At 38.3% G+C, this 24,793-nt stretch carries 19 protein-coding genes, 1 other RNA gene, 1 pseudogene and 1 riboswitch; of the genes and pseudogenes, 11 read left to right on the forward strand and 10 right to left on the reverse strand.

Translation table 11 applies throughout. The annotated features are described in order from the left end of the window. Position 1: 1 nt before the first annotated feature. From rsxC to sohB, 5 genes are all read right to left on the reverse strand, one after another. On the reverse strand, positions 2-2,371 hold the full coding sequence (gene rsxC, locus AC6H0A_RS01700) for an electron transport complex subunit RsxC (protein ID WP_497512305.1): 2,370 nt from the start codon (positions 2,369-2,371) through the stop codon (positions 2-4). After that, entirely contained in the window at positions 2,372-2,953 is a 582-nt protein-coding gene (gene rsxB, locus AC6H0A_RS01705; RefSeq protein WP_005642396.1) for an electron transport complex subunit RsxB, read from the reverse strand. Between the two features lie 87 nt (positions 2,954-3,040). Then, on the reverse strand, positions 3,041-3,619 hold the full coding sequence (rsxA, locus tag AC6H0A_RS01710) for an electron transport complex subunit RsxA (RefSeq protein WP_044233087.1): 579 nt from the start codon (positions 3,617-3,619) through the stop codon (positions 3,041-3,043). A 221-nt stretch (positions 3,620-3,840) separates the two neighbouring features. Next, a complete protein-coding gene (locus AC6H0A_RS01715) occupies positions 3,841-4,692 on the reverse strand; it encodes an OmpA family protein (RefSeq protein WP_005642391.1) in 852 nt (283 codons plus the stop codon). A 177-nt stretch (positions 4,693-4,869) separates the two neighbouring features. Further along, positions 4,870-5,931, reverse strand: coding sequence for a protease SohB (gene sohB, locus AC6H0A_RS01720; RefSeq protein ID WP_005642389.1), 1,062 nt, complete (start codon positions 5,929-5,931; stop codon positions 4,870-4,872). Positions 5,932-6,138: 207 nt separating this feature from the next. Here sohB and AC6H0A_RS01725 point away from each other — a divergent pair, with 207 nt between their 5' ends. Together AC6H0A_RS01725 and yccS are read left to right on the forward strand one after the other, a co-directional pair. Next, positions 6,139-6,807 carry a curli polymerization inhibitor CsgI-related protein gene (locus tag AC6H0A_RS01725; protein WP_005642387.1) on the forward strand — a complete coding sequence of 223 codons (669 nt, stop codon included), beginning with the start codon at positions 6,139-6,141 and terminating at the stop codon, positions 6,805-6,807. Positions 6,808-6,873: 66 nt separating this feature from the next. Continuing rightward, positions 6,874-9,009 (forward strand): YccS family putative transporter, encoded by a 2,136-nt coding sequence (yccS, locus tag AC6H0A_RS01730; protein WP_005642386.1) that lies wholly within the window; start codon positions 6,874-6,876, stop codon positions 9,007-9,009. 131 nt (positions 9,010-9,140) lie between these two features. Here the strand turns inward: yccS and AC6H0A_RS01735 are convergent, their stop codons facing one another. Both AC6H0A_RS01735 and AC6H0A_RS01740 read right to left on the reverse strand, forming a co-directional pair. Further along, a complete protein-coding gene (locus AC6H0A_RS01735) occupies positions 9,141-9,683 on the reverse strand; it encodes a KdsC family phosphatase (RefSeq protein ID WP_005642384.1) in 543 nt (180 codons plus the stop codon). Positions 9,684-9,692: 9 nt separating this feature from the next. Next, positions 9,693-10,628, reverse strand: coding sequence for a KpsF/GutQ family sugar isomerase (locus tag AC6H0A_RS01740; protein ID WP_044233084.1), 936 nt, complete (start codon positions 10,626-10,628; stop codon positions 9,693-9,695). A 160-nt stretch (positions 10,629-10,788) separates the two neighbouring features. Here AC6H0A_RS01740 and rnpB point away from each other — a divergent pair. Further along, an RNA gene (gene rnpB, locus AC6H0A_RS01745) (RNase P RNA component class A) lies at positions 10,789-11,165 on the forward strand. Positions 11,166-11,241: 76 nt separating this feature from the next. Here rnpB and ytfE read toward each other — a convergent pair. Then, positions 11,242-11,913, reverse strand: a complete 672-nt coding sequence (gene ytfE, locus AC6H0A_RS01750) for an iron-sulfur cluster repair protein YtfE (protein ID WP_005642381.1) — start codon at positions 11,911-11,913, stop codon at positions 11,242-11,244. A 315-nt stretch (positions 11,914-12,228) separates the two neighbouring features. Continuing rightward, positions 12,229-12,369, forward strand: a riboswitch (molybdenum cofactor riboswitch). Here ytfE and moaA point away from each other — a divergent pair. From moaA to AC6H0A_RS01780, 6 genes are all read left to right on the forward strand, one after another. Next, positions 12,358-13,371 (forward strand): GTP 3',8-cyclase MoaA, encoded by a 1,014-nt coding sequence (gene moaA / locus AC6H0A_RS01755; RefSeq protein ID WP_005642380.1) that lies wholly within the window; start codon positions 12,358-12,360, stop codon positions 13,369-13,371. Its footprint overlaps the riboswitch before it by 12 nt. Positions 13,372-13,459: 88 nt before the next feature. Beyond that, entirely contained in the window at positions 13,460-13,942 is a 483-nt protein-coding gene (gene moaC, locus AC6H0A_RS01760) for a cyclic pyranopterin monophosphate synthase MoaC (RefSeq protein ID WP_005642378.1), read from the forward strand. Position 13,943: 1 nt separating this feature from the next. Continuing rightward, a complete protein-coding gene (gene moaD, locus AC6H0A_RS01765; protein ID WP_005642376.1) occupies positions 13,944-14,189 on the forward strand; it encodes a molybdopterin synthase sulfur carrier subunit in 246 nt (81 codons plus the stop codon). Further along, positions 14,190-14,642, forward strand: a complete 453-nt coding sequence (moaE, locus tag AC6H0A_RS01770; protein WP_005642375.1) for a molybdopterin synthase catalytic subunit MoaE — start codon at positions 14,190-14,192, stop codon at positions 14,640-14,642. Positions 14,643-14,824: 182 nt separating this feature from the next. Continuing rightward, on the forward strand, positions 14,825-16,603 hold the full coding sequence (locus AC6H0A_RS01775) for a site-specific DNA-methyltransferase (RefSeq protein ID WP_005642373.1): 1,779 nt from the start codon (positions 14,825-14,827) through the stop codon (positions 16,601-16,603). Positions 16,604-16,612: 9 nt separating this feature from the next. After that, entirely contained in the window at positions 16,613-19,222 is a 2,610-nt protein-coding gene (locus AC6H0A_RS01780; protein ID WP_005642372.1) for a restriction endonuclease, read from the forward strand. 40 nt (positions 19,223-19,262) lie between these two features. Here the strand turns inward: AC6H0A_RS01780 and AC6H0A_RS01785 are convergent, their stop codons facing one another. Next, positions 19,263-20,453, reverse strand: a complete 1,191-nt coding sequence (locus tag AC6H0A_RS01785; RefSeq protein WP_005642371.1) for an amino acid aminotransferase — start codon at positions 20,451-20,453, stop codon at positions 19,263-19,265. A gap of 134 nt (positions 20,454-20,587) precedes the next feature. After that, a pseudogene (locus tag AC6H0A_RS01790) lies at positions 20,588-20,992 on the reverse strand (ATP-grasp domain-containing protein); the annotation flags it as partial. Positions 20,993-21,194: 202 nt separating this feature from the next. On the opposite strand from AC6H0A_RS01790, the gene pepN reads away from it, so the two are divergent. Further along, a complete protein-coding gene (pepN, locus tag AC6H0A_RS01795) occupies positions 21,195-23,804 on the forward strand; it encodes an aminopeptidase N (RefSeq protein WP_497512311.1) in 2,610 nt (869 codons plus the stop codon). 33 nt (positions 23,805-23,837) lie between these two features. Then, a complete protein-coding gene (locus AC6H0A_RS01800; RefSeq protein ID WP_005642368.1) occupies positions 23,838-24,698 on the forward strand; it encodes a BRO family protein in 861 nt (286 codons plus the stop codon). Positions 24,699-24,793 lie beyond the last annotated feature (95 nt).

The following is a 24,793-nucleotide window of genomic DNA, read 5'->3' on the forward strand; positions in this document are numbered from 1 at the left end:
TTTATTCCTGATTATTTTCTAATGTTGCTTGTGTTTTTGCCAATTTCTTTGCTTTTGCTCGAGCAATAGCCGCGGCTACGGCTGCTTTTTTCGGATCGAGTGCGGTTGGATTTTCTTCTGTTTTTTCTACCGCACTTTCTAAGGCTTGAGTGCTTGGAACTGATTCTGTTGTTCCTGCTTGCGCAAGTTTTTTCGCTTTTGCACGGGCAATCGCTGCAGCTACCGCTGCTTTTTTCGGATCAAGTGCGGTTGAATTTTCGTCTGTTTTTTCTACCGCACTTTCTACGGTTTGAGTATTTGAGACTGATTCAGAGGTTTCATTTGCTTGTGCAAGTTTTTTCGCTTTTGCACGGGCAATTGCTGCAGCTACCGCCGCTTTTTTTGGATCAAGTGCGGTTGAATTTTCTTCTGTTTTTTCTACCGCACTTTCTAAGGCTTGAGTGCTTGGAACTGATTCTGTTGTTCCTGCTTGCGCAAGTTTTTTCGCTTTTGCACGGGCAATCGCTGCAGCTACCGATGCTTTTTTCGGATCAAGTGCGGTTGAATTTTCGTCTGTTTTTTCTACCGCACTTTCTACGGTTTGAGTATTTGAGACTGATTCAGCGGTTTCATTTGCTTGTGCAAGTTTTTTCGCTTTTGCTCGAGCAAGTGCGGCTGCAACTGCTGCTTTTTTCGCATCGGTTGGTTGAGTTTGTTGTTCTTGGTTTTCAACTTGAGATTCCGCTTGCTGACGAGCCAGACGACGAGCTTTACGTTGTGCCATTAAATCAGCGTTATCAGGTAAAACTTCCCCTTTTTCTGAGGTAATCGTTTTAACTTGTTTTGATTCTGTTTCATTGGCTTTTTTCGCTTTCAAGCGTTCTAGTGCTGCTTTAACAGGATCTTCACCTTTGGTTTGCGCTAATTCTTCTCGACGTGCTTCTGCTGCACGTTGTGAACGTGCTTTACGCTCTTGTTCTTCACGTTCCATTCGCGCTTGTTTGGCTTCAAAGCGAATTTTGGCTTCATCCGATTTTTTCTGTTTTTCTTTGATTTGCCAAATTTTTGCTTTTTCTTGGCGGAAATACTGAATCAGCGGAATATGGCTTGGGCATACGTAGGCACAAATCCCACACTCGATACAATCTTTGAGGGCGTATTCTTCCGATTTTTTGTGATCTTCACTACGCGCAAACCAGTAGAGTTGCTGTGGCATCAAGTTGACTGGGCAGGCATCAGAACAGCTAGAACAGCGAATACAAGCCTGTTCAGGCTCTGGTTCTGCATATTCAAAATAGTCTGGTGCAAGCAAGCAGTTGACAATTTTTGTCACTGGTGCATTGAGGTTTGAAAGTTCCAATCCCATCATTGGGCCACCCGCAAACACTGGATAACGTTCATCAAATTGATAACCCGCGTGCGTCAATACTTGAGAAATTGGTGTACCAAGTCGAACCCAATAATTACCTTTTTCAGGAATTTTATCACCAGTAAGGGTGACCACTCGTTCAATTAAAGGTTCGTCATTTATCACCGCTCTTTTAATTGCAAAGGCTGTACCAACATTATGCATCAGTACGCCAATACTAGAAGAACGTGCACCACTTGGCACTTCTATTCCTGTAAGCAAATAAATAAGCTGTTTTGCGGCACCCGAAGGATATTTTGTTGGAATCACTCGAATGCTAATGTCATTTGCTCCCTGTAGCGCTTTGCGGATTGCCTCTATTGCTTCAGGTTTGTTATCTTCAATGGTAATGACTACGTTTTCAGGTCGTAGGATATAGCGCAAAATACGAATGCCTTCAATGATTTCATCGGCTCGTTCACGAATAAGACGATCATCACAAGTAATATAAGGCTCACATTCTGCACCATTGATAATTAAGAGTTTAACTTTTTTCTCTGCTGATTGAATTTTAGCGGCAGTCGGAAATACTGCACCGCCCAAGCCAGCTATACCCGCTTGATAGATTTTGTTAATGAGTTGTTCCGGCGAGAGTGTCAAAAAATCATCAATAAGATTACGCGCTAGCCATTGATCTAAGCCATCTGCTTGCAAATGAATTGCTGGTTCATCAAGACCTGACGGATGTGCAGCGACATAAGGTTTAATCGATTTGATTGTGCCTGAAGTTGGCGCATGAACGGGTAGCATACGCAAGCCATCGCCTTGCGTTAAAGGTTGACCTTTTAATACGTAATCGCCTTCCTTTACTAAAAGGTTACCTATTGTTCCTGCGTGCTGTTTAAGAGGAATGTAAAAATCCGTGATTAAAGGGTGATGACGTAATGGTTGTGAATTAGATTGTGATTTCATTTCAGGCGGGTGAATGCCACCTTTGAAATCCCATAATTTACCGGAATTGAAACGAGATAATACGTCCGCCATTTATTCCCCCACAACCAATTTTTTCTCAGTACCATTTACATTCATTACTGGAATGACTAATTTTGCATCAAACTTCCAAACCCAATTATCGATATTTTTTTTCACGGGAATCATTGAGATACAATCTGTCGGGCAGGGCGCAACGCAAAGTTCACAACCAGTACAGAGATCTGGAATGATCGTATGCATGAATTTATTTGTACCAATAATGGCATCAACAGGACAGGCTTGGATACATTTCGTGCAGCCAATACACATATTTTCATCAATAAAAGCGACTTTCTCGATAGGTTCTTCTACGCCGTCCATAGCAGGCACATCAACACCTAAAATCTCTGCAATTTTTACAATGGTAGGGTGACCGCCAGGAATACATTTTGTGATTTCATCTCCATTGCAAATAGCTTCAGCATAGGGTTTGCAGCCTGGATAACCACATTGTCCGCATTGGCTTTGTGGCAAAATAGAGTCGATTTTTTCCACAATGGGATCAGCTTCAACTTTGAGTTTAAGTGAAGCAAAGCCCAAAATCGCACCGAAAATTAAAGCGAGTAAAGTGATTACGATGAATAGAAGGGTCATTATTTCTTTCTTTTTCCTGAAAAATATTGAGAGAACCCAATAAATAAAATCAAAATGGTAATAGCCATTAAAAGATAGATCATTTTATTATTTCACTAGTCCTGTAAATCCCATAAATGCGAGAGACATTAAACCAGCTGTGATAAGTGCGATAGATGAACCCTTGAAAGTTAAAGGTACATCGGCCGCGACAAGACGTTCACGAAGTGCAGCAAAAAGCACTAATACAAGTGCAAACCCAAGAGATGCACCAAAACCATAAATGACAGATTCCGTTAAATTATGAGCAAGATTTACATTTAATAATGCAACACCAAGAACTGCACAGTTTGTGGTTATCAAAGGCAAGAAAATTCCAAGTAAACGATACAGTGTTGGGCTAGTTTTATTTATCACCATTTCGGTAAATTGTACAATTACGGCAATAACCAAAATAAATACTAATGTGCGTAAAAAAGTAGCATTTAAGGGAACAAGAATATAATGATCAACTAAATATGCACAAAGGGAGGCGACGGTTAATACAAACATTGTTGCTAACCCCATTCCCACTGCGGTTTCAATTTTTTTGGATACGCCCATAAAAGGACAAAGTCCTAAGAATTTCACCAATACAAAGTTGTTAATCAGTGCAGTACTGATAATTAATAAAATATAGTGTGTCATTGCTTTCTGCCTTGTGTATAAGTGGGCTATTATCCTCATTTATAGGTGTGATAACAATAGAAAATTTGGGGTAGGAGAAAGAGAAAATTGAGATTTTCACGTTTTATTAGATATGAATAAAAAACGCAGCTAATCATTTAAACTATTAGCTGCGTAATATTTGAATAATGATACTCAACTTGACTTATGTGAGTAGCGTACTGTTTGAAGTTCAATATCAATTATTTTTGATATAGTTTTGTTGGACCTTGAGTACCACCGTTAGATTTTCCACCTTCTTGTAGTTTTAATTCAGAACCAGAGGCAGTGATCTCAACACGACGATTAGGACGTAAACAATCTTTTAACGCTTGTCCATTAACACCCTCACAAGCTTTCACTTGCGGATTTTTACCATAGCCCACAGCAGTAATCAGAGAATTCACACCATCTTCAACTAAACGAGCTTTAACGGTATTTGCACGACGTTGAGATAGATCCAAATTGTAAGCATCAGAACCTAAACGGTCTGTATAACCAGCAACCTTAACTTCTTTAGCTCCAGTAGATTTTAATTGAGATGCAACACTATCAACTACCTTCTTCCCCTGAGCTGTTAAAGTATCTTTGTTAAAATCAAATAAGAAGTCGCCACTCAAATTGAATGCTGAATTTCCGTTACAACCGTTTGGATACCAGAAGAAACTTTGCGCATTATGATTTTTGTCAAATAATACTTTATATTGACAAATTTTATGGGTGCCGTTTTCACGATAATTGAATACATAATCCCATTCAGACACGCCATACAACCCTTCTGTAAAATGTGGATTACTAATTAATTGGCGAATTTGGTCTTTGTTCATACCATTTTCAATCATGCGTACGTTATCCCAATTTGGCCAACTACCGAATTGGCTACCATCGTGGTTGAAGGTCGCAGAATCAATTTTAGGCCATACTAATTGAGGTACTTGTTCACCATTTACGTCTTTATATTCTGGAGTGCCTGCGTCAGTCACTTTGCTTAAGTTGCCACAAGCTGCAGCAGTTGCGATAGCAACTGTTGATAATAAAATACGAGATAATTTCATTGGTTTTACCTTTTATTTGTTAGAAACCCTAAAAGGGCATAACTAAACTTTACGAATTAAATATAACAAAACTGTTAAAGTTTCGAGCGCATATACTAATGGCAAAAAATCGCCTTGTAAATAATAAAATCAGTAAATTAGCCCTCTTTTTGTAAAGGAATGTAAAGATATCTATATTTAATGTATAAAATCATTTGCTCGCTTTGTAGTATAACGATGAACAATATTTACCGCACTTTCTTCAGCTTGATGACCTAATTTTTTTATCAAGGATTTTTTCAAGCGGTACTTCACGCTTACTACATCTTTTTCTTTCATTTTTTCTAAAATTAAATCATCACTGGTTGAAATTTCATCGACTAATTTCAAGTCGATAGCTTGTTGGCCAAACCAATGTTCCCCTGTCGCAATTTTATCAATATCTACACAAGGGCGATTTTGTGAGACAAATTGTTTGAATAATTGATGTGTTTCTTCCAACTCTTGTTGAAATTTTTGTTTGCCTTTTTCGGTATTCTCACCTAATACAGTTACTGTGCGCTTAAATTCACCCGCTGTCATCACATCCACATCAACATCATGTTTTTTCAATAAACGATGAACATTTGGGATTTGTGCTACGACGCCGATAGAACCAATAACAGCAAAAGGCGCAGATACAATTTTATCTGCTACACAAGCCATCATATAACCGCCACTTGCCGCGACTTTATCTACAGCGATGGTTAATTTTATGCCTTTTTGTTTCAAACGAGACAACTGAGAGGCTGCAAACCCATAATCATGAACAATACCGCCCGGGCTTTCTAAACGTAATAATACTTCGTCTTCTGATTTTGCTACCTTTAAGATGGCTGAAATTTCTTCTCGAAGTGCGGTCGTTTCTGATGCTGAAATATCACCATGAAAATCTAAGACATACACACAGCTTTTCTTTTCGTCATCTAAGGTTTCACCTTTTTTTAATTTCTCTTTACGTTTTTTTGCCTTTTGTTTTTCAGCTTTTTTCTCTGCTTTAGCTTGCTGTTTTAGCTCTTCTTCTGAAAGATTAAAATCACGCAATAGACGAACTTGATGATCAAATTCTTCAGATAAATCTTTAATTTCTAATTCCCCTATTTTAGATTTGTTATGTTGACGATAAGAAATCACCAAACCAACAATAGCAAGAATGAGTAATAAAATTGTCAAAATTTCCAGAATAAAAATTCCATAGCCAGTTAAAATATCGTTTAACATTGTTACTCCTATTGATATTTTATAGATTACATTGTGCTTGATACTAGTCGTGATTAGTCTAGACATCAGCATAATAAAATATTGTGACTATTTGTGCTATTACAACAAAGATTTTTTAAACTAATTCTTACTTTTTTTATTTTCATTTCTGCTGATTTAGCATAGCATAAGGAACGATTTCATTTTCATTTATAAAAAGGAGTAATTATGAAATTACGTGCTGTTGTATTAGGTCTTGCAACATTATGTGCTAGCACAGCGACTTTTGCTGGCATGGTTTCTACTTCATCTAACCTTGAGCTTTTAGCCATTGATGGTCAAAAGGCATCTAAATCTCTTGCGAAGGATGCTAAAACCTTTGCTGTGAATGACACTCAAAACCATCAGGTTGTTGTTCGTTTAAGTGAAATTATTGGTTCTGGATCTAATCAAACTCTTTTTGAATCTAACCCAGTAATCGTCACATTCCAAGGTAATGCTGAGGATCTTGTTATTTCGGCGCCAGCTATTCGTGGTCATTCAGAAGGTGATAAATTCAATGAAATGCCAAGCATTATCGTAAAAACAAAATCTGGTAATACGCTTTCAGCAAAAGTGGATGTGTTAAAACAAGAAGGTTTATTCCCAAGTGCTAATGTGGTGAATGATCTTGCTGAATATAATGCGTCTGGTGCAACTGCATCTGTTGCTGCATTTGCTACAACCACAGCTGCTAGTCCAATGGTCGCTACTCCAGCAAGCAATGCAAAAGCGAATAAAGGTAAAGTGGTTGTTCAAGGTGAAAACATTGCAGAACAACAGCTTCAATATTGGTTCCAACAAGCTGATAAAGAAACTCAAACACGTTTCTTAAATTGGGCAAAATCCCATAAATAATTACCGCACTTTATACATAAAAAGTGAGCCTTGTTGCTCACTTTTCTATTTTGATAAGGATTTGAAATGAATATTCGGTTAAATGCCAAAGTAATCGCTGCGATTCCTATTTTTATTGCCGTAAATATTGCGGCAGTAGGAATATGGGCTTTTGATATTTCTTCGCAATCAATGCCTTTGATTCTAGGGATTATGGCAGGTGCTTTAGTGGATTTGGATAACCGTTTAACTGGACGATTGAAAAACATATTTTTCACGCTCATTGCCTTTTCTATTTCATCCTTTATTGTTCAGTTACATATTGGTAAGCCTATCCAATATATTGTGTTAATGACGGTGCTGACATTTATTTTCACCATGATTGGCGCCGTGGGGCAGCGTTATAGTACGATTGCGTTTGGTTCATTAGTGGTTGCGCTTTATACCACGCTGACTTATGTGCCAGAAGGAAATGTATGGTTTATTAATCCCGTAATGATTTTATGCGGTACATTGCTGTATAGCGTGGTGACTCTGATTGTTTACCTGTTTTTCCCAAATCGCCCCGTGCAAGAAAGTGTCGCTAAAGCGTTTTGTGCGTTGGGCGAATATTTAGATACTAAATCCTGTTTTTTTGATCCTGACGAAGTGGCTGAGATTGAAAAAAAACACCTCAATTTTGCGATGAAAAATGCGAATGTTGTCACGACATTTAATATTGTGCGTACCGCACTTTTTTACCGTATTAGAGGGCAACATCGCCATCCTTGCACTCAGAGAATGTTACGTTACTATTTTGCCGCACAAGACATTCATGAGCGCGCCAATTCTATGCATTTTGATTATCAACAAATAACGGAAAAACTAAAAAATACAGATTTGATTTTCCGTATTCAACGTTTGTTAGAGCTACAAGCACAATCCTGTAAAGAAATCATGGCGAGTTTGCGTGAAAATAAACCTTATCATTTTAATGAACGTGTCGAAAGTGCACTTTTAGGCACGTTGCATTCCTTTGATCTATATCGAGCACAACATCTCAATGATCAAGATGAACTGATTGATATCCAAACTTTGTTAGATAATTTACAAAGCATCAACTGGCAACTTCGCCAATTGGCACAAGAAACGACGGATACAGAACAATTGGCTCAAATTCATACGGAACAAATCACTGGGTTAAAAAATATAAGTGCGGTGATTTTTAGCCATTTTACTTTTGAGTCACCGTTGTTCCGTCATGCAGTACGCTTATCTATTGTGGTATTTCTGTGCTGTGCAATTGTTGAGTTTTTCCAATTTAATCTTGGTTATTGGATTTTATTGACCACTGTATTTGTGTGTCAGCCAAACTATTCTGCAACTAAAGTACGTTTACGTCAGCGCATTATTGGTACGATATTAGGTGTAGTGGTGGGGTCATTATTACCTTATTTAAATCCAACCTTAGAACTAAAACTGGGTCTTGTGGTGCTTACAAGTACGCTGTTCTTTTTCTTCCGTAGTAATAATTATAGTTTTTCAACCTTTTTCATTACACTACAAGTTTTGCTGAGTTTTGATGTCATGGGATTCGATACGGCAGCCGCGTTAATGCCTCGTTTACTCGATACTTTACTTGGTACCGCGATTTCATGGTTTGCCGTATCTTACTTATGGCCAGATTGGAAATATTTGCAACTTGATAAAGTGAGCCATCAAGCATTGCGTAGTGATGCGGTGTATTTATTGCATATTATTAGTCAATTACAATTTGGTAAAAGTGACGATCTTAAATATCGCATAGCACGTCGCAATGCGCATCAATATGCGGCCGCACTGAGTACAACACTTTCTAATATGAATAATGAGCCAGTAAAATACAAGGCATATTTACAGAAAGGTTTTGATTTGCTCAAGCTTAATTATTCTCTATTAAGCTATATTTCGGCCCTTGGCGCTTATCGCAACAGAATGAAAAATTTGCAACAGACCGCACAGTTTTTATCTGGTTTTTATCCTGTGGCAAAGAAAATTATCTATACTTTAGAACACATTGAAGAAATACCCGAAGCTATTTTTAACCAACAGCAAGAAAGTATCGAAACACATTTAAAAGAATTGGAAAAACAAGAGATGACCGCAGAAGAACGTGCCGTCTTTAGTTTACCGTATCAGCAATTGAATTTGATTACCCAACTCTTACCGCAGTTCTATGAGTATTTTAGGAAAGAGTCTTGTTAAAAGAATAAGCTATCAAAGTATAGGAACATTATAAATATAAAAGTGCGGTTGATTTTTGAGAGATTTTAAAACACCTTGAAAATTAACCGCACTTTATTTTTTATTAAGCAATAATATTGACGAATGAGTTATTACTGCCCCATGTTTTTCACTGATTTAAGGAAACCTTGGGCACTATCAAACACAGACGATTTTCCCTGCGCTTGTAAAATCATATCTGACATTTCACGGAAAGCACCTTTGCCTCCATGGGTGGAAAGTACATAATCAACGGCATTTTTCACATAAATAGGGGCATCAGCCACAGCAAAAGATGCGCCACAAACAGCAAAAGCGGGGAGATCTACGCTATCATCGCCAATATAAGCGGTCTGCTCGGCAGTGACGCCTGCTTGTTTCATGAGATCAAAACAAGCGGTTTCTTTTTCAAGTTTGCCAAGAAAGAATAATTTAATACCAAGATCGGCAATGCGACGACGTAAAATAGGGGAGTCGCGACCAGAAAGCACAGCCACTTGAATACCCGCATCCATCAGCATTTTTATGCCTAAACCATCACGCACGTGAAAATTTTTGATAGCTTCACCATTGGCATCATAATGAAGTTGTCCATCGGTGAGTACGCCGTCTACATCAGTAATGACAAATTTAATATTTTCTAATTTTTGTTGCATTGGGATTCCTCAGCTTGAAAATTCCACTAAACCTACTACGTGATTGTCATCATTAACAACGACTAGCGAGTGAATTTTTTTCGCTTTCATAAAGTCTTCTGCTTTTGATAAAAATTCGTCTTGATGAATAGTTTTTGGTGAACTTGTCATAAAGTCTTTGGCTGTTTTATTCAGCGTTTCTGCACCATTGGCTGTAAGTGCGCGGCGAATATCGCCATCTGTGATAATGCCTTTAAGTTGCCCATTTTCCATCACTAAGGCAACGCCCATTCGCCCTTCATTCATGACTGTGAGGCAGTCAGTAAAATTGGTGGTGGGTAAAATTGTTGGTAGGCGAGTTTGCATTTGATCTTTCACTTTACATAATAAACGACGACCAAGACTGCCACCTGGATGGAATTTGGCAAAGTCAGCTGGTTGGAAATTACGTGCAGTAATGAGCGATACGGCGAGTGCATCGCCAAGTGCCAGCGTTACAAGTGTGGATGTTGTTGGCGCGAGGTTATTTGGACACACTTCACGCTCAACAATAATGTCTAAAACATAATCTGCATGGCGTGCGAGCGTGGAATTTCTGTTACTCGTCACGGCAATAATTTTATTACCAAAATTTTTTAAACTTGGAATCAGTTTATTGACATCATCGGTTTCACCGCTATAGGAAATTAACATCACGATATCAATTGGTTTCAACATACCTAAATCGCCGTGGAAGGCTTCTGTAGGATGTAAAAAGAAACTTGGGGTGCCCGTAGAGGCAAATGTAGCCACCATTTTTTTGCCGATTAAACCAGATTTCCCTATCCCGCCGATGACTAATCGTCCTTCGCAAGCAAGAATTAAATCTACGACTTGATTAAAATCCTCGCCTAAACGTTGGCTAAGTTGCAAAAGTGCGTTACTTTCCACTGAAAGGGAATCCTGTGCAATTTTTAGATAGTTCATTCTTCTTCCTAAAAGAGCAGTTGAAATTGGCGCTATTTTAGCGGAATCATAAAAAAATACGAATGAAAAATTAGGCATTATTGTTTATAAGATTGATGAGCAATATCTAAAAATTGGGGATTTTATTGACCGCACTAATGATTGCCCCTATACTACGCGCCGAGTTGGTTAGACAATCGCTGGTTTATTGAAGCCCTTAACCGTATTTATACGACCTAGTGTGATAAGTAAACGAGAGGAAAGTCCGAGCTACACAGGGCAGAGTGCCGGATAACGTCCGGGCGGCGTGAGCCGACGACCAGTGCAACAGAGAGCAGACCGCCGTGTAAACGGTAAGGGTGAAAGGGTGCGGTAAGAGCGCACCGTGCCTCCGGTAACGGTTGGCAGCAGGGTAAACTCCACTCGTAGCAAGACCAAATAGGAATCCAATGAGTGGCCCGCTCAGGATTCGGGTAGGTTGCTTGAGCGGCAGAGTAATTTGTCGCCTAGAGGAATGATTGTCCACGACAGAACTCGGCTTATCGACCAACTCAAAATTTTTGTGGAAATGACCGCACTTTAGTTTGTTTTTCGAAATAGATTAAAGTGCGGTTATTTTTTGATGAAAATTGAATTATTTTTCGTTTAATACACGTGGAAATAAAATATTATTTTCCAAATGAATATGGTGCATTAAATCATCAATAAATTCATTGATACCGCTATATAAGGCTTTCCAACTGAAACAAGCATCTGCTGGTGGCGTGCAGTTATTAGTAAGCGATTTGATCACTTCCACATCTTGCCCTACTTCATCGTGTTCCATTTCCATTACACGAATTGGCATTGAGACCATAGCATAATTCCCCATTTTGATCATAGGGAACAAAATTTGTTCTTCTTTCATTAAATGCTGGCTAAGTTCAGCATAAATTTTTTCTAACTGTGCGGCTACGCCGACAGGGCAATCATCACGATCACCATGTACATTTTCTACTTTCTCCGCCAATGTAATTAGTTCAGGGAGTTGTTCACGGTGGCGATTATGAAAACGAGTAATAATATGATCGATCATCTCTGCATAAGATGCTGAAGTCCAATCTTTATCATTATTTTCTGCTTTACTTTGTTGTAAATCAGTTAAACGTTTTTCAATTTCAGCAAGGTTAAGATTCTTTTGTTGTGCTGCGACTTCTAATAATACAGAACCTCCGCAGCAAAAATCTAAATCATATTCACGAAAAATTTTAGTTGCACCTGGAATTGAAACAGCGAGTTCGCTAAGTTTTTGTTGGGCAAAAGACATAAATCACTCCTATATTGATTAAGTAAAAATAAATCCGATAAAAATGGTAGGATACTTTTCTGATTATGAAAAGTAGGGCGATTTATTTATTGATTAAATTATGATTTAAATCAATAAAAATACCTCATAATAATCAGCTCAAAATTGATGGTTATTTACATAAATAGGATTAATTATCACTAATGAGCCCGCTTTAAATTCATTATGTATTTTTTTATATAATTGATTTTTAAGAATTTAGGAAAATACTGATTTTCATCAATATTATTGATTGTGTTTATGAAGTGAAATCTTTTAGAATGACGTTAAATCAAATTTAACGCATAACTCCGAGCTTGTTTGGCCTAAGTTTCATAGAAATACGGCGGCAAGCCAATAACGCGGTATGTTATTCAGGGATACGCTGGAAACGGTTTATCCTCTCCATATTTAGAAAGGTGTAAAATGCAATCCATTCCTATCAAGAACGTAGGAGAGTCTCGCTTAGTCGATCCTTTCCAACGCCAATATTACTATCTACGACTGTCGATTACCGATCAGTGTAATTTTCGTTGTACCTATTGTTTACCTGGTGGTTATCAACCCGAAGCTAACAAACCAAGTTTCTTAACCTTAAAAGAAATTACCCATCTTGCTCAAGCGTTTGCTGAAATGGGCACAGAGAAAATTCGTTTAACGGGTGGCGAACCGACTTTACGCAAAGATTTTATTTCTATTGCTGAAAGTATTGCTAATATTGATGGAATCCGTCAATTAGCTGTCACGACAAACGGCTATCGCATGGCAAAAGATGTGGCTGATTGGAAGAAAGCAGGGATTACGTCCATTAACGTCAGTGTTGATAGCTTAGATCCTAAAATGTTCCATCAAATTACAGGTATCAATAAATTTGATGACGTGATGCGTGGTATCGATCGTGCATTTGAAGTAGGCTACAACAAAGTTAAAGTCAATTCAGTTTTGATGAAAAATTTGAATGACAAAGAGTTTGAGCAATTCCTTGTTTGGGTGAAAGATCGCCCAATTCAAATGCGCTTTATCGAACTCATGCAAACGGGCGAAATGGATAGTTTCTTTGATAAATTCCATCTTTCAGGACAAGTCTTAGCTGATAAATTGCTGCAAAACGGTTGGCAATTGCAACACAAATCCCATACTGATGGACCTGCTAAAGTATTCACGCATCCTGATTATGCAGGCGAAATTGGCTTAATCATGCCTTATGAGAAGAATTTCTGCGCAAGCTGTAATCGTCTCAGAGTATCAGCGAAGGGCAAACTTCATCTCTGTCTATTCGGCGAAGAAGGCATTGAATTACGTGATTTATTGCAATCCCATGAACAGCAAGATATTTTGCAAGCACGTATTTTTTCTGCATTGCAAGGCAAACGTGAACATCATTATTTGCATATCGGTGATAGTGGCGTAAGAAATCATTTAGCTTCTATCGGTGGCTAAAAGAAAATAGGTGACTTTTACTGTTCACTTATTTTGCTTTTGTCACACATGTAAAACATTCAATATTTTAACCGCACTTTATTTTATTATGACTACATTTACGCATATCAATTCTCAAGGCGAAGCCAATATGGTGGATGTTTCTGCAAAGGCAGAGACCGTTCGTGAAGCTCGTGCTGAAGCCATTGTGACTATGTCAAAAGAAACTCTTTCCATGATCGTGGAAGGCAAACATCACAAAGGCGATGTTTTTGCTACAGCACGTATTGCAGGTATTCAAGCGGCAAAACGTACTTGGGAACTTATCCCGCTTTGCCATCCATTGTTACTTTCTAAAGTAGAAGTGAATTTAGAACCGTTACTTGAAACCAATCAAGTTCGTATTCAATCTCTTTGTAAATTAACCGGAAAAACAGGTGTAGAAATGGAAGCATTAACGGCAGCAAGCGTAGCAGCCTTAACCATTTACGATATGTGTAAAGCCGTACAAAAAGATATTGTGATTGAGCATGTTCGCCTGTTAGAAAAGAGCGGTGGAAAATCTGGCCATTTTATTGCGGAGGAAAAATAAGATGTTAAATGTTTTATTTTTTGCTCAAACTCGAGAATTAATTGGTGAAGATTCAATTCAGCTTGAAGGCGATTTTGCCACTGCGGAAGCGGTGCGTGAACATCTTGCTCAAAAAGGCGATAAGTGGGCATTGGCACTGGAAAAAGGTAAACTTTTAGTTGCGATTAATCAAACTTTGATGCCGTTAGAAAGTGCGGTGAAAAATGGCGATGAAATTGCATTTTTCCCACCGGTAACAGGGGGCTAAATGACGGATATTCAAATTTCAGTACAAGAACAACCTTTTGATCAAAATGCCGTTTACCAATGGCTATCTGAGCAAAATTCGGTTGGCGCAACGGTTATTTTTGTGGGTAAAGTTCGCGATCTTAATTTAGGTGATGAGGTATCTAGCTTATATCTGGAACATTATCCCGCGATGACAGAAAAAGCTTTACGTGAAATTGTAGAACAAGCAAAAGCCCGTTGGGATATCCAACGAGTGTCGGTGATTCATCGTGTTGGACTTTTACAGACTGGCGATGAGATCGTTTTAGTGGGTATTAGTTCTGCTCACCGAGGTGATGCCTACCATGCTAATGAATTTATTATGGACTTCTTAAAATCTAAAGCGCCGTTCTGGAAAAAAGAACAAACCCATCAAGGTGAACGTTGGATTGAAGCGAGAGAAAGCGATAAAGAAGCGTTAGAGAAGTGGTAAATTAACCACTATAAAATAAATTTTTATTGATTTACAAGAAAGGACCAATTACCATGCTTGACAGCACAGCACAGCACAGCACAGCACAGCACAGCACAGCACAGCACAGCACAGCACAGCACAGCACAGCACAGCACAGCACAGCACAGCACAGCACAGCACAGCACAGCACAGCACAGCACTTGGATAACCTATCCATTAAATTAACGCAACTCAAATTACTTCTACCTGAAATTTTTTGCGAAGAGCAAATTGATTTTCAAAAATTCCAACAACTTTTTTCTGAACATATCACCACCGAGCCGGAGCGTTATATGTTGAACTGGGCGGGGAAATCGGAAGCCTATCGCATATTACAAGCACAAACTTGCAAAACTCTCACACCGCAACCTATGGAAAGTGTCAACTTTGATTCCACTGAAAATATTTTTATTGAAGGGGAAAATCTGGATGTGTTGAAAGTGTTACAAAAATCCTATTTCAATAGCATCAAAATGATTTATATCGATCCGCCTTATAACACAGGTAATGATTTTGTTTATAACGACAATTTCAAGCAAGATCTTAAAGATTATCAGGAACAAAGCGGCGAATTAGATGAGGAAGGCAAGCTCAAACTGGCATTTAAAAGAAACAATAAAGAAAACGGGCACTTCCACAGCAAATGGCTAAATATGATGCTCCCCCGTTTGCATTTGGCAAAGAATTTGCTGAAAGACGACGGTATCATTTTTATTTCCATTGATGACAATGAACAAGCTCAGTTGAAGTTATTGTGTGATGAGGTGTTTGGGGAGGAGAATTTTGTTGGGCAAATAGCATGGCGAAGAACAGATAATCAATCCAATATTGGTAATATGGCAAAGGTTAAGGAATATATTCTTCTGTATGCAAAAAATTTAGAAAACATGGTATTAGGCCGATTGCCATTATTAGAATCTGCCATAAAAGAATATCGTTATTCAGATGAAAAGGGAAAATTTAGACGTAATATTTTGTTGCATAAAACAAGAGGGCGACATTCATATCCTGTTAAAACTACATCAGGAAAAATACTAACTGGTCCTTGGATGATCAATGCTGAACAGTTTAAAGCATTAGAAGAGAATAATCTGATTTACTGGACGAGTGGTGGAGATGAGCAACCTTATGGAAAAATTTATCTATCTGATAGTAAAGGACAAATCCCAAATGACTTCTGGGGAATTGAATATGGTACAAATCAGCGGGCAAGTTTAGAGGTAGAGGCGCTGTTTGAGAAACGATATTTTGATTTTCCTAAACCTGTATCATGGATTAAAAGCCTATTAAGTATTGGATCAGATAAAGACTCACTAATTTTCGATTTCTTCTCGGGTTCCGGTACAACTGCCCACGCCGTGATGCAACTTAACGCCGAAGATAACGGCAATCGTCGTTTTATTTGCGTGCAACTCCCGGAAGTCATGGATGAAAAATCCGAAGCCTTTAAAGCGAGTTTTAAAAATATTGCTGAAATTTCTAAAGAACGCATCCGCCGAGCAGGCAAACAAATTGCCGAAAATTATCCTGACAAACAACTGGATATTGGTTTTAAAGTGTTCAAACTGACTGACAGTTACTTTAAACAATGGCAATCGCCTTCAGCAGAAAATTTAGCGCAGCAAATCGAATTGTTTGTCGATCCTGTGCGGAAAGAGGCAACACCTAACGCCATGCTTTATGAAATTTTATTACGCTTGGGCTTGAAATTAACGGCAAAAGTGCGGTCGGAAAATCAGGTGTTTTGGGTGAGTGATGAAAGCGGGCAACAGTTTGCCTTGTTGCTTGAAACCCTGAGTGCGGATTTATTGGATCAGGTGATTTCTGTCCAGCCGAAAAAGGTCGTGACGTTAGATTCGTTGTTTAATGGCGATGATGCCTTAAAGAAAAATGCCGAGTTGCAAATGAATGATGCAGGCATTGCCTTCTTTGTGCTTTAAGGAGGCAAAATGGAACTTCAATTTGAAGCCTTGGATTACCAAATGCATGCGATTCAAGCTGCGGTGGATTTGTTCATCGGACAGCCTAATCAGCAAACGGAATTCGGTTTGAAAGCGCAGAATGATATGCGTTTCGTGGCGAATTTGCCGTTACAAATTAATGATGAACAGCTACAACAAAACTTGGCTAAGCAACAAAACAAGTTTAATTTTTACCGCACTTTAATTGAGGAACAGGGTAGAAATTTTACCGTAGAAATGGAAACCGGCACGGGGAAAACCTATGTTTACTTGCGCACGATTTTTGAATTGAATCGTCAATATGGTTGGCAGAAATTTGTGATTGTGGTGCCTAGCGTGCCTATTCGTGAGGGCGTATTGCATACCTTGGAAACAACGCGTAGCCACTTTGCCACCTTGTTTGATAACCCGAGCGTGAACCCGAAATATGAGTATAAAAGCAATCAACTTTCCCGCTTAAAAGCCTTTGCTACCGGCAATCATATTGAAATTTTGGTGATGAATATTGATGCCTTTGCCAAAGAAAGCAATGTGATTAATACACAAAATGAAAGTGGCGATGCGCCCATTCGTTATATCCAAAACGTCAATCCTATAGTGATTATTGATGAACCGCAGAATATGGAAACGGATATTCGCCGTCATGCTATCGCAAGTCTCAATCCTTTATTCACTCTGCGCTATTCGGCAACTCATAAAAACGCGTATAACCCGATTTTTAGCCTCAATCCCGTGCAGGCGTATGAATTAGGCTTAGTGAAGCAAATCGAAGTGGATAGTGTGTTGGCGGATAATGATGTGAATGGCGCTTATGTGGCGTTAAAAGAAATTAACGCAGGCACGAAAAGTTGGTCGGCAAAAGTGGAAATCTTGGTAAATGATAAGTCGATGAAGAAGAAAGTCGTCACTGTTAAGCCGAATCAAGACTTATTTGATCTTTCCAGACAAAATGAAGTTTATCGCAGTGGTTATATTTTGGAAGGAATGAATGTTGAGGAACAACAGATTGAGTTTTCTGGCGGATTAAAAGTGACGAAAGGCGTTGATAATTCTCTCTTGAAAGATGACATTCAAAAAATGCAAATTCGTCGCACAATAGAAGAACATTTACGCAAGGAAAAAATCTTAAATCCATTAGGCATTAAAGTATTGTCGCTATTTTTTATTGATAAAGTGGATAACTACCGAAACGACGGCAAATTTTATCAATGGTTTGAGGAAATTTATCGTGAATTAACCCATGGAAAAGACCCCGTTGGCGTGCATGAAGGTTATTTTTCCAAAGATAAAAAAGGCGTCTTGAAAGATACCAACGGCACGACACAGGCGGATAATGACATGTATCATTTAATTATGCGGGATAAGGAAACCTTGTTGTCTTTGGATAAGCCATTACGTTTTATTTTCTCTCACTCTGCTTTGCGTGAGGGGTGGGATAATCCGAATGTGTTTCAAATTTGTACGTTGAACGATACCCATTCGGAAATTAAAAAACGACAAGAAATTGGACGTGGATTGCGCCTGCCAGTGAACCGGTTTGGTGTAAGAAGTCATGATCGGGATAAAAATATCCTGACAGTGATTGCCAATGAAAGCTATGAGGAATTTGCGACCAAATTACAACGGGAAATTGAAGAAGATTGCGGTGTGTCTTTCGATAAGAGACAAATTAAAAATAAGCTGGATCGAAAATATGTGCGTTATCGCAAAGATTTTAGCCAACACCCTGAATTTGCCGCAATTTGGGAACGCATTAAGCACCAAACGACTTATCGGGTCAATTTTTCACAGGATGATCTGATCGAAAGTGCGGTCAAAAATTTGGTCAAAATGCCACGTATTGATGAGGTGAAAATTCGACATGAAAAGGTCGCCTTTGCGATTAATGAAAAAGGTGTGACGACAGAATATCGTTCTTCCAATCAGGTAACCTCAAAAACTCACTGGGATATTCCCGATGTGTTGGGTGAATTACAGAAGAAAACCGGGCTAACCCGTCAAACCATTTGCCGTATTTTGCAAAAATCAAAACGATTGGCTGAGATTTATCATAATCCACAACGTTTTATTGATTTGGTTGCAGAAAAAATTAATGAAGCGTTAAGTCAAATTATGGCGGATGGTGTGGAATATCACCGCATTGCGGATCGCACCTATGAAATGACGTTATTTAAGGATTTTGAGTTTTATCTTAATCAATACAGTTTTTCTGTGAGTAATCAATCAAAAACCATTTATGAGGGCTATATTGCCCTAGATTCCAACACGGAAAATACGTTTGCCCGCCATTGTGAAAGCAGTGAAGGTGTCGAGTTTTATTTTAAGTTACCGAAAAATTTTAAAATTCCAACGCCATTGGGGAATTATAATCCCGACTGGGCAGTAGTATTTAAAGGGCAGAATAAAGTTTACTTTGTGGCGGAAACCAAAAATACCAGTAAGGGTATTCAACGTGGTGTGGATGAAAGCAAGTTGGATCCTTCAGAACAAATGAAAATTGCTTATGCCAGAAAGAATTTTGAACATCTCCATAGAGATTACGCTGATTTGGAATATCGGGTTGTACAAAGTATAGATGAATTAACTGAAAATGTATAAAAATATCAGACAGCCATTATTGGCTGTCTGATTGCGTTAATTAAAGTACTTTAACGATGCTTTCACATAAATAGCGAATATTATCTTCAGTGATACCGGCCACATTGATACGACCAGAACGAACAGCATAAATCGCAAATTCTTCTTTTAAGCGATCAATTTGTTCAGGTGATAAACCGCTGAAAGAGAACATACCGTTTTGTTCCATGATAAAGCTGAAATCTTGTTCTGCACCGTATTCTTTTAATAACTGAACGAATAAATGACGCATTTTTTTGATACGTTCACGCATTTCAGTTAATTCATTTTCCCATTCTTGACGAAGTTGTGGATCATTTAATACGGTTGCGACCGTTGCGCCACCGTGAGATGCAGGGTTAGAGTAGAGTGTACGAATAATTGATTTTACCTGTGTTAAAGAGGTGGAAGCAATTTCTGCATTTTCAGCCACAAGCGTAAAGGCACCTACACGCTCATTGTATAAACCAAAGTTTTTCGAGAATGAACTCGCCACTAATAATTCTTTATGATTTGCCGCAAAAGCACGTAAACCGTAAGCATCTTTATCTAAGCCATTGGCTAAACCTTGATAAGCAAAGTCAAAGAGTGGCAACCAACTATTTTTAGCCGAAAGTGCGGCTAATTCTTGCCATTGTTCAGGGGTTTGGTCAATACCAGTCGGGTTATGGCAGCAGCCGTGTAAAAGCACCACATCACCTTCGCTTGCTTGGCTTAAATCTTCGAGTAAATGCTCCCAATCAAGGGCTTTACGTTCAGCATCATAATAGCGATATTCACGAATCGTCATGCCCACAGCATTGAAAATAGCATTGTGATTTGGCCATGTTGGTGTGCTGATCCAAACATTTTGTGCTTTGGTTTGACGTTTAATAAATTCTGCCGCAATGCGTAATGCGCCTGTTCCGCCTAAACTTTGTACTGTTCTCGCACGATTAGATTTGATGACTTCAGAATCTTTACCGAAAAGTAACGCTTTTGTTTGTTCGTTATAATCCACAATACCATCGATAGTCAGATAATTCTTCGTTTTTTCCTTATCAAATAAGCGTTTTTCGGCTTCTTTTACCGCACGCATAATTGGGGTTGTACCTTGCGCATCTTTATAAACGCCAATGCCTAAATTGATTTTATTTTCGCGAGTTTCGGATTTGAATGCTTCGCCTAAGCCTAAGATGGGATCGGCTGGTGCCGCTTTGATATGTTCAAACATAGCTTTTCCTTATGTATGTGTTGTGTGGTGGATAATTTTATACTTCAGCCGTTTTATTTTATCAAGAAAGATTTTTATAAAAATTAACCGCACTTTGATATTTTTAAATATTCATAAAAAAGTGCGGTCATTTTTTACATTATTTTATGTTTTTCAATCGTCCAATTTAATCCCGATTGATAATCTTCCGGTAATTCAGCGCGAAGTTTTTCTAATTGTTGAATAATGACCGCTTTATTAGGATGGGAAAGATTGAGGTGCTCAACTTTACGCCCAGCTCTCACTTCTTTACCATACCAATGAAGTTGTGCAAAAGGTGTATTAAGCCATGTTGGGTTATGGTTTGTGCCGATTAAATTCACCATCACACTTGGGGCAAAAATTTGTAATTCAGGCTTTGGCAAATCAAGTAGCGCACGTAAATGTAATTCAAATTAACTGATAGCACATCCTAGTTGTGTCCAATGCCCACTGTTATGTACACGAGGCGCAAGTTCGTTAATTAGTAATTTGTCGCCTACAACAAAACATTCCATTGCGTTTTATCTTTTAATAAACACCAAGGCGAGGTAGAAGGTGGGCTGAAGCCCACCCTACAATTAATTAAAAACGTGGTGTAGAATAGCCATCTTACATATATTAAGCAAACGTTTGTCAAATGGGTTTTATAGGAAAATACCATTGCAACTTTAAGGATAAAATTTTATCCTAAGCATAATTTTTATAAGAATAGGTCAAATTATGTTAGCTAAAGCAAAATATAGAAAAGATTACAAACAACCTGATTTTACGATCACAGACATTTATTTAGATTTTCAACTCGATCCTAAACATACTGTGGTGACGGCAACCACAAAATTCCAACGCTTAAATGATGAAGCGACTTCTTTACGTTTAGATGGGCATAGTTTCCAGTTTTCTTCTATTAAATTTAATGGTGAGCCATTTTCCGCCTATCAACAAGATGGCGAGAGTTTAACGCTCGATTTAAAAGGCAAAAGTGCGGAAGAATTTGAACTTGAAATTGTGACCTTCCTTGTACCAGCCGAAAACACTTCATTACAAGGATTGTATCAGTCTGGCGAGGGTATTTGTGCGCAATGCGAGGCGGAAGGTTTCCGTCAAATCACTTTTATGCTTGATCGCCCTGATGTGTTAGCGCGTTACACAACCAAAATTACGGCAGATAAGACTAAATATCCTTACTTACTTTCTAATGGCAATCGCATTGCAAGTGGCGAATTAGAAGATGGTCGCCATTGGGTGGAATGGAATGATCCATTCCCAAAACCAAGCTATTTATTTGCTTTAGTGGCAGGGGATTTTGATTTATTACAAGATAAATTTATTACTAAAAGTGGCCGTGAAGTTGCGTTAGAGCTTTATGTGGATCGCGGTAGTCTTAACCGTGCAACTTGGGCAATGGAAAGTTTGAAAAAAGCGATGAAATGGGATGAAGATCGCTTTAATTTAGAATACGACTTAGATATTTATATGATCGTTGCTGTCGATTTCTTCAATATGGGTGCAATGGAAAATAAAGGGTTGAATATTTTTAATTCTAAATTTGTATTAGCCAATCCACAAACGGCAACAGATGAGGATTATCTTGCCATTGAAAGCGTGATTGCGCACGAATATTTCCATAACTGGACAGGTAACCGTGTTACTTGCCGAGATTGGTTCCAATTAAGTTTGAAAGAAGGCTTAACGGTTTTCCGTGATCAAGAATTTTCTTCAGATACAGGTTCGCGTGCGGTGAATCGTATTAATAATGTGAAATTTTTACGCACTGTGCAATTTGCCGAAGATGCAAGCCCAATGTCACACCCAATTCGCCCTGAAAAAGTGATTGAAATGAATAATTTTTATACCGTAACCGTATATGAAAAAGGGGCAGAAGTGATTCGTATGTTGCACACTTTATTAGGGGAGCAAGGCTTCCAAAAAGGGATGCAGCGTTATATTGCTGAAAATGATGGCAAAGCGGCAACCTGTGAAGACTTTGTTTCTGCGATGGAACGGGCAAATAACCTCGATTTAAACCAGTTCCGCCGTTGGTATAGCCAATCGGGTACACCCGAATTATTGATTAGCGATGCTTATGACGAAAAAACGCATACTTATCGTTTAACGGTTTCTCAATCCACTCCGCCAACCGCAGATCAAATGGAAAAAGTGAATTTACATATTCCATTAAAAGTGGCGCTTTATGATGTGAATGGCACGAAACAAATGCTACAACATAATGGTGAATTGTTGAGTGATGTATTAAATGTCACTGAAAAAGACCAAGTCTTCGAGTTTCATGGCATTTATGGTCGCCCAATTCCAGCATTGTTATGTGATTTCTCCGCGCCGGTAAAACTGGATTATGATTACAAAACCGAGCAGTTATTAGGCTTGCTGAAATTTGCAGATAATCAATTTATCCGTTGGGATGCGGCACAAATGTTATTTACGCAAGAATTACATCGTAATGTTGTGCGTTTCCAACAAGGCGAGCCACTAGAAATTTCGCCTGAAATGTTGACCGCACTTTCTTATGTTCTGAACCATTATGAGAAAGATATTGAACTGGCAACCTTAATTCTCACCCTTCCAAAAGAAATGGAATTTGCGGAAGGTTTCAAAACTATCGATCCTGATGGCATTTCAGCCGCAAGAGCATTTATGCAAGCGCAAATTGCAGAATCGTTAAAAGATGATTTCTTGCGTGTTTATACCCATATTCGTCTTGATGATTATCAAGTTACGCAACAAGACATCGCCTTGCGTGCAATGCGTAATCTTTGCTTAACTTATTTGGCTTATACCAATTTGGGCAACAACCTAGTACAAAAACACTACAATAATGCGAATAATATGACAGATACATTGGCTGCATTAAGTGTTGCAACTAAAGCGGCATTACCTTGTAGAGATGCGTTATTAGCTGATTTTGAACAAAAATGGCAACAGGATGGATTAGTGATGGATAAATGGTTTGCATTACAAGCCACTCGCCCAGATGAAAATGTATTGGAAATTATTCAGTTATTAATGGATCACCCAAGTTTTAACTTCAACAATCCAAACCGTTTACGTGCATTAGTAGGCAGCTTTGCAAATCACAATTTAAAAGCCTTCCACAATGTAAGCGGAGCTGGCTATCGTTTCTTAACGGATGTGTTAATCCGTTTAAATGAAAGTAATCCACAAGTGGCTGCGCGCTTAATCGAGCCATTAATTCGTTTTTCTCGCTTTGATGCCCAACGTCAAACGCTGATGAAACGTGCTTTAGAACGCCTAAGCATTGTAGAAAATCTTTCAAAAGATTTATTTGAAAAAATTGAGAAAGCGTTACAGTAAGTTGAGTTGCTACAGATTAAAAGGAAAATTAGTTTGGATAATAAAATTAAATTATTTGAAGGAAATGAAGTCCGTTCTATTTGGGATAATGAAAAAGAAGAATGGTATTTTTCTGTGGTGGATGTAGTAGGGGTTTTGACTGAGAGTGAAAATCCAAATAACTATTGGAAAGTATTGAAAAAGAGATTGAAAGATGAAGGAAGTGAGTCGGTTACATATTGTAACCAACTGAAAATGAAATCACCTAAAGACGGTAAAATGTACAAAACTGATGTTGCTGATATGCAAGGTATTTTCCGTATTATTCAATCTGTTCCCTCACCTAAAGCGGAACCTTTCAAAATGTGGTTAGCTGAAGTCGGTAAAGAAAGAATTGATGAAATCATTGATCCTGAATTAACCATTGATAGAGCCTTAGAAACTTATCTTCAAAAAGGTTACAGCCGAGAATGGATTAATCAAAGGCTGCAAGCCATACAAGTAAGAAAAGAGCTTACAGATACTTGGCAAGCTCATGGCGTAGCTGAAGGGAAAGAATATGCCATTCTTACCAATGAAATCTCTAAAGCATGGAGTGGAATGACGACAAGAGAATATAAAGATTTTAAAGGGCTGAAAAAACAAAATTTAAGAGACAATATGTCCACCACTGAATTAATCTTAAATATGCTTGCGGAAACCGCTACCAAAGATATTGCTAATACATCAAATCCTCAAGGTTTTGAAGAAAATAAAAGAGTCGCTAAAAGGGGAGGCAATGTCGCAAAAATTGCGAAAGAGACGCTAGAACAAGAAACGGGACAGCCTGTTATTACTTCTAAAAATGCTGTTGATTTTGGTCGATTAATTGGCGATGTAATAAAAGAAATTCAGCATAAGGATAAAAACGCATAAAAGTGCGGTAAATTTTGCAATAGTTTTTGGGGCATTTAATATGCCCCTTTGTTTTATATGGGGTTTTAATATTAATTTATTTCATACAAATTCAG

The sequence above is a fragment of the Haemophilus sp. THUN1692 genome (assembly GCF_059704395.1).

Coding starts and splice junctions, on each gene's coding strand:
- AC6H0A_RS01735 (WP_005642384.1), bottom strand. CDS start 9,683: ATGCAACAAAAATTAGAAAATATTAAATTTGTCATTACTGATGTAGAC.
- rsxA (WP_044233087.1), bottom strand. CDS start 3,619: ATGACACACTATATTTTATTAATTATCAGTACTGCACTGATTAACAAC.
- rsxC (WP_497512305.1), bottom strand. CDS start 2,371: ATGGCGGACGTATTATCTCGTTTCAATTCCGGTAAATTATGGGATTTC.
- ytfE (WP_005642381.1), bottom strand. CDS start 11,913: ATGTCTTTTGCCCAACAAAAACTTAGCGAACTCGCTGTTTCAATTCCA.
- moaC (WP_005642378.1), top strand. CDS start 13,460: ATGACTACATTTACGCATATCAATTCTCAAGGCGAAGCCAATATGGTG.
- moaD (WP_005642376.1), top strand. CDS start 13,944: ATGTTAAATGTTTTATTTTTTGCTCAAACTCGAGAATTAATTGGTGAA.
- AC6H0A_RS01725 (WP_005642387.1), top strand. CDS start 6,139: ATGAAATTACGTGCTGTTGTATTAGGTCTTGCAACATTATGTGCTAGC.
- yccS (WP_005642386.1), top strand. CDS start 6,874: ATGAATATTCGGTTAAATGCCAAAGTAATCGCTGCGATTCCTATTTTT.
- AC6H0A_RS01780 (WP_005642372.1), top strand. CDS start 16,613: ATGGAACTTCAATTTGAAGCCTTGGATTACCAAATGCATGCGATTCAA.
- AC6H0A_RS01740 (WP_044233084.1), bottom strand. CDS start 10,628: ATGAACTATCTAAAAATTGCACAGGATTCCCTTTCAGTGGAAAGTAAC.
- rsxB (WP_005642396.1), bottom strand. CDS start 2,953: ATGACCCTTCTATTCATCGTAATCACTTTACTCGCTTTAATTTTCGGT.
- moaA (WP_005642380.1), top strand. CDS start 12,358: ATGCAATCCATTCCTATCAAGAACGTAGGAGAGTCTCGCTTAGTCGAT.
- sohB (WP_005642389.1), bottom strand. CDS start 5,931: ATGTTAAACGATATTTTAACTGGCTATGGAATTTTTATTCTGGAAATT.
- pepN (WP_497512311.1), top strand. CDS start 21,195: ATGTTAGCTAAAGCAAAATATAGAAAAGATTACAAACAACCTGATTTT.
- AC6H0A_RS01715 (WP_005642391.1), bottom strand. CDS start 4,692: ATGAAATTATCTCGTATTTTATTATCAACAGTTGCTATCGCAACTGCT.
- AC6H0A_RS01785 (WP_005642371.1), bottom strand. CDS start 20,453: ATGTTTGAACATATCAAAGCGGCACCAGCCGATCCCATCTTAGGCTTA.
- moaE (WP_005642375.1), top strand. CDS start 14,190: ATGACGGATATTCAAATTTCAGTACAAGAACAACCTTTTGATCAAAAT.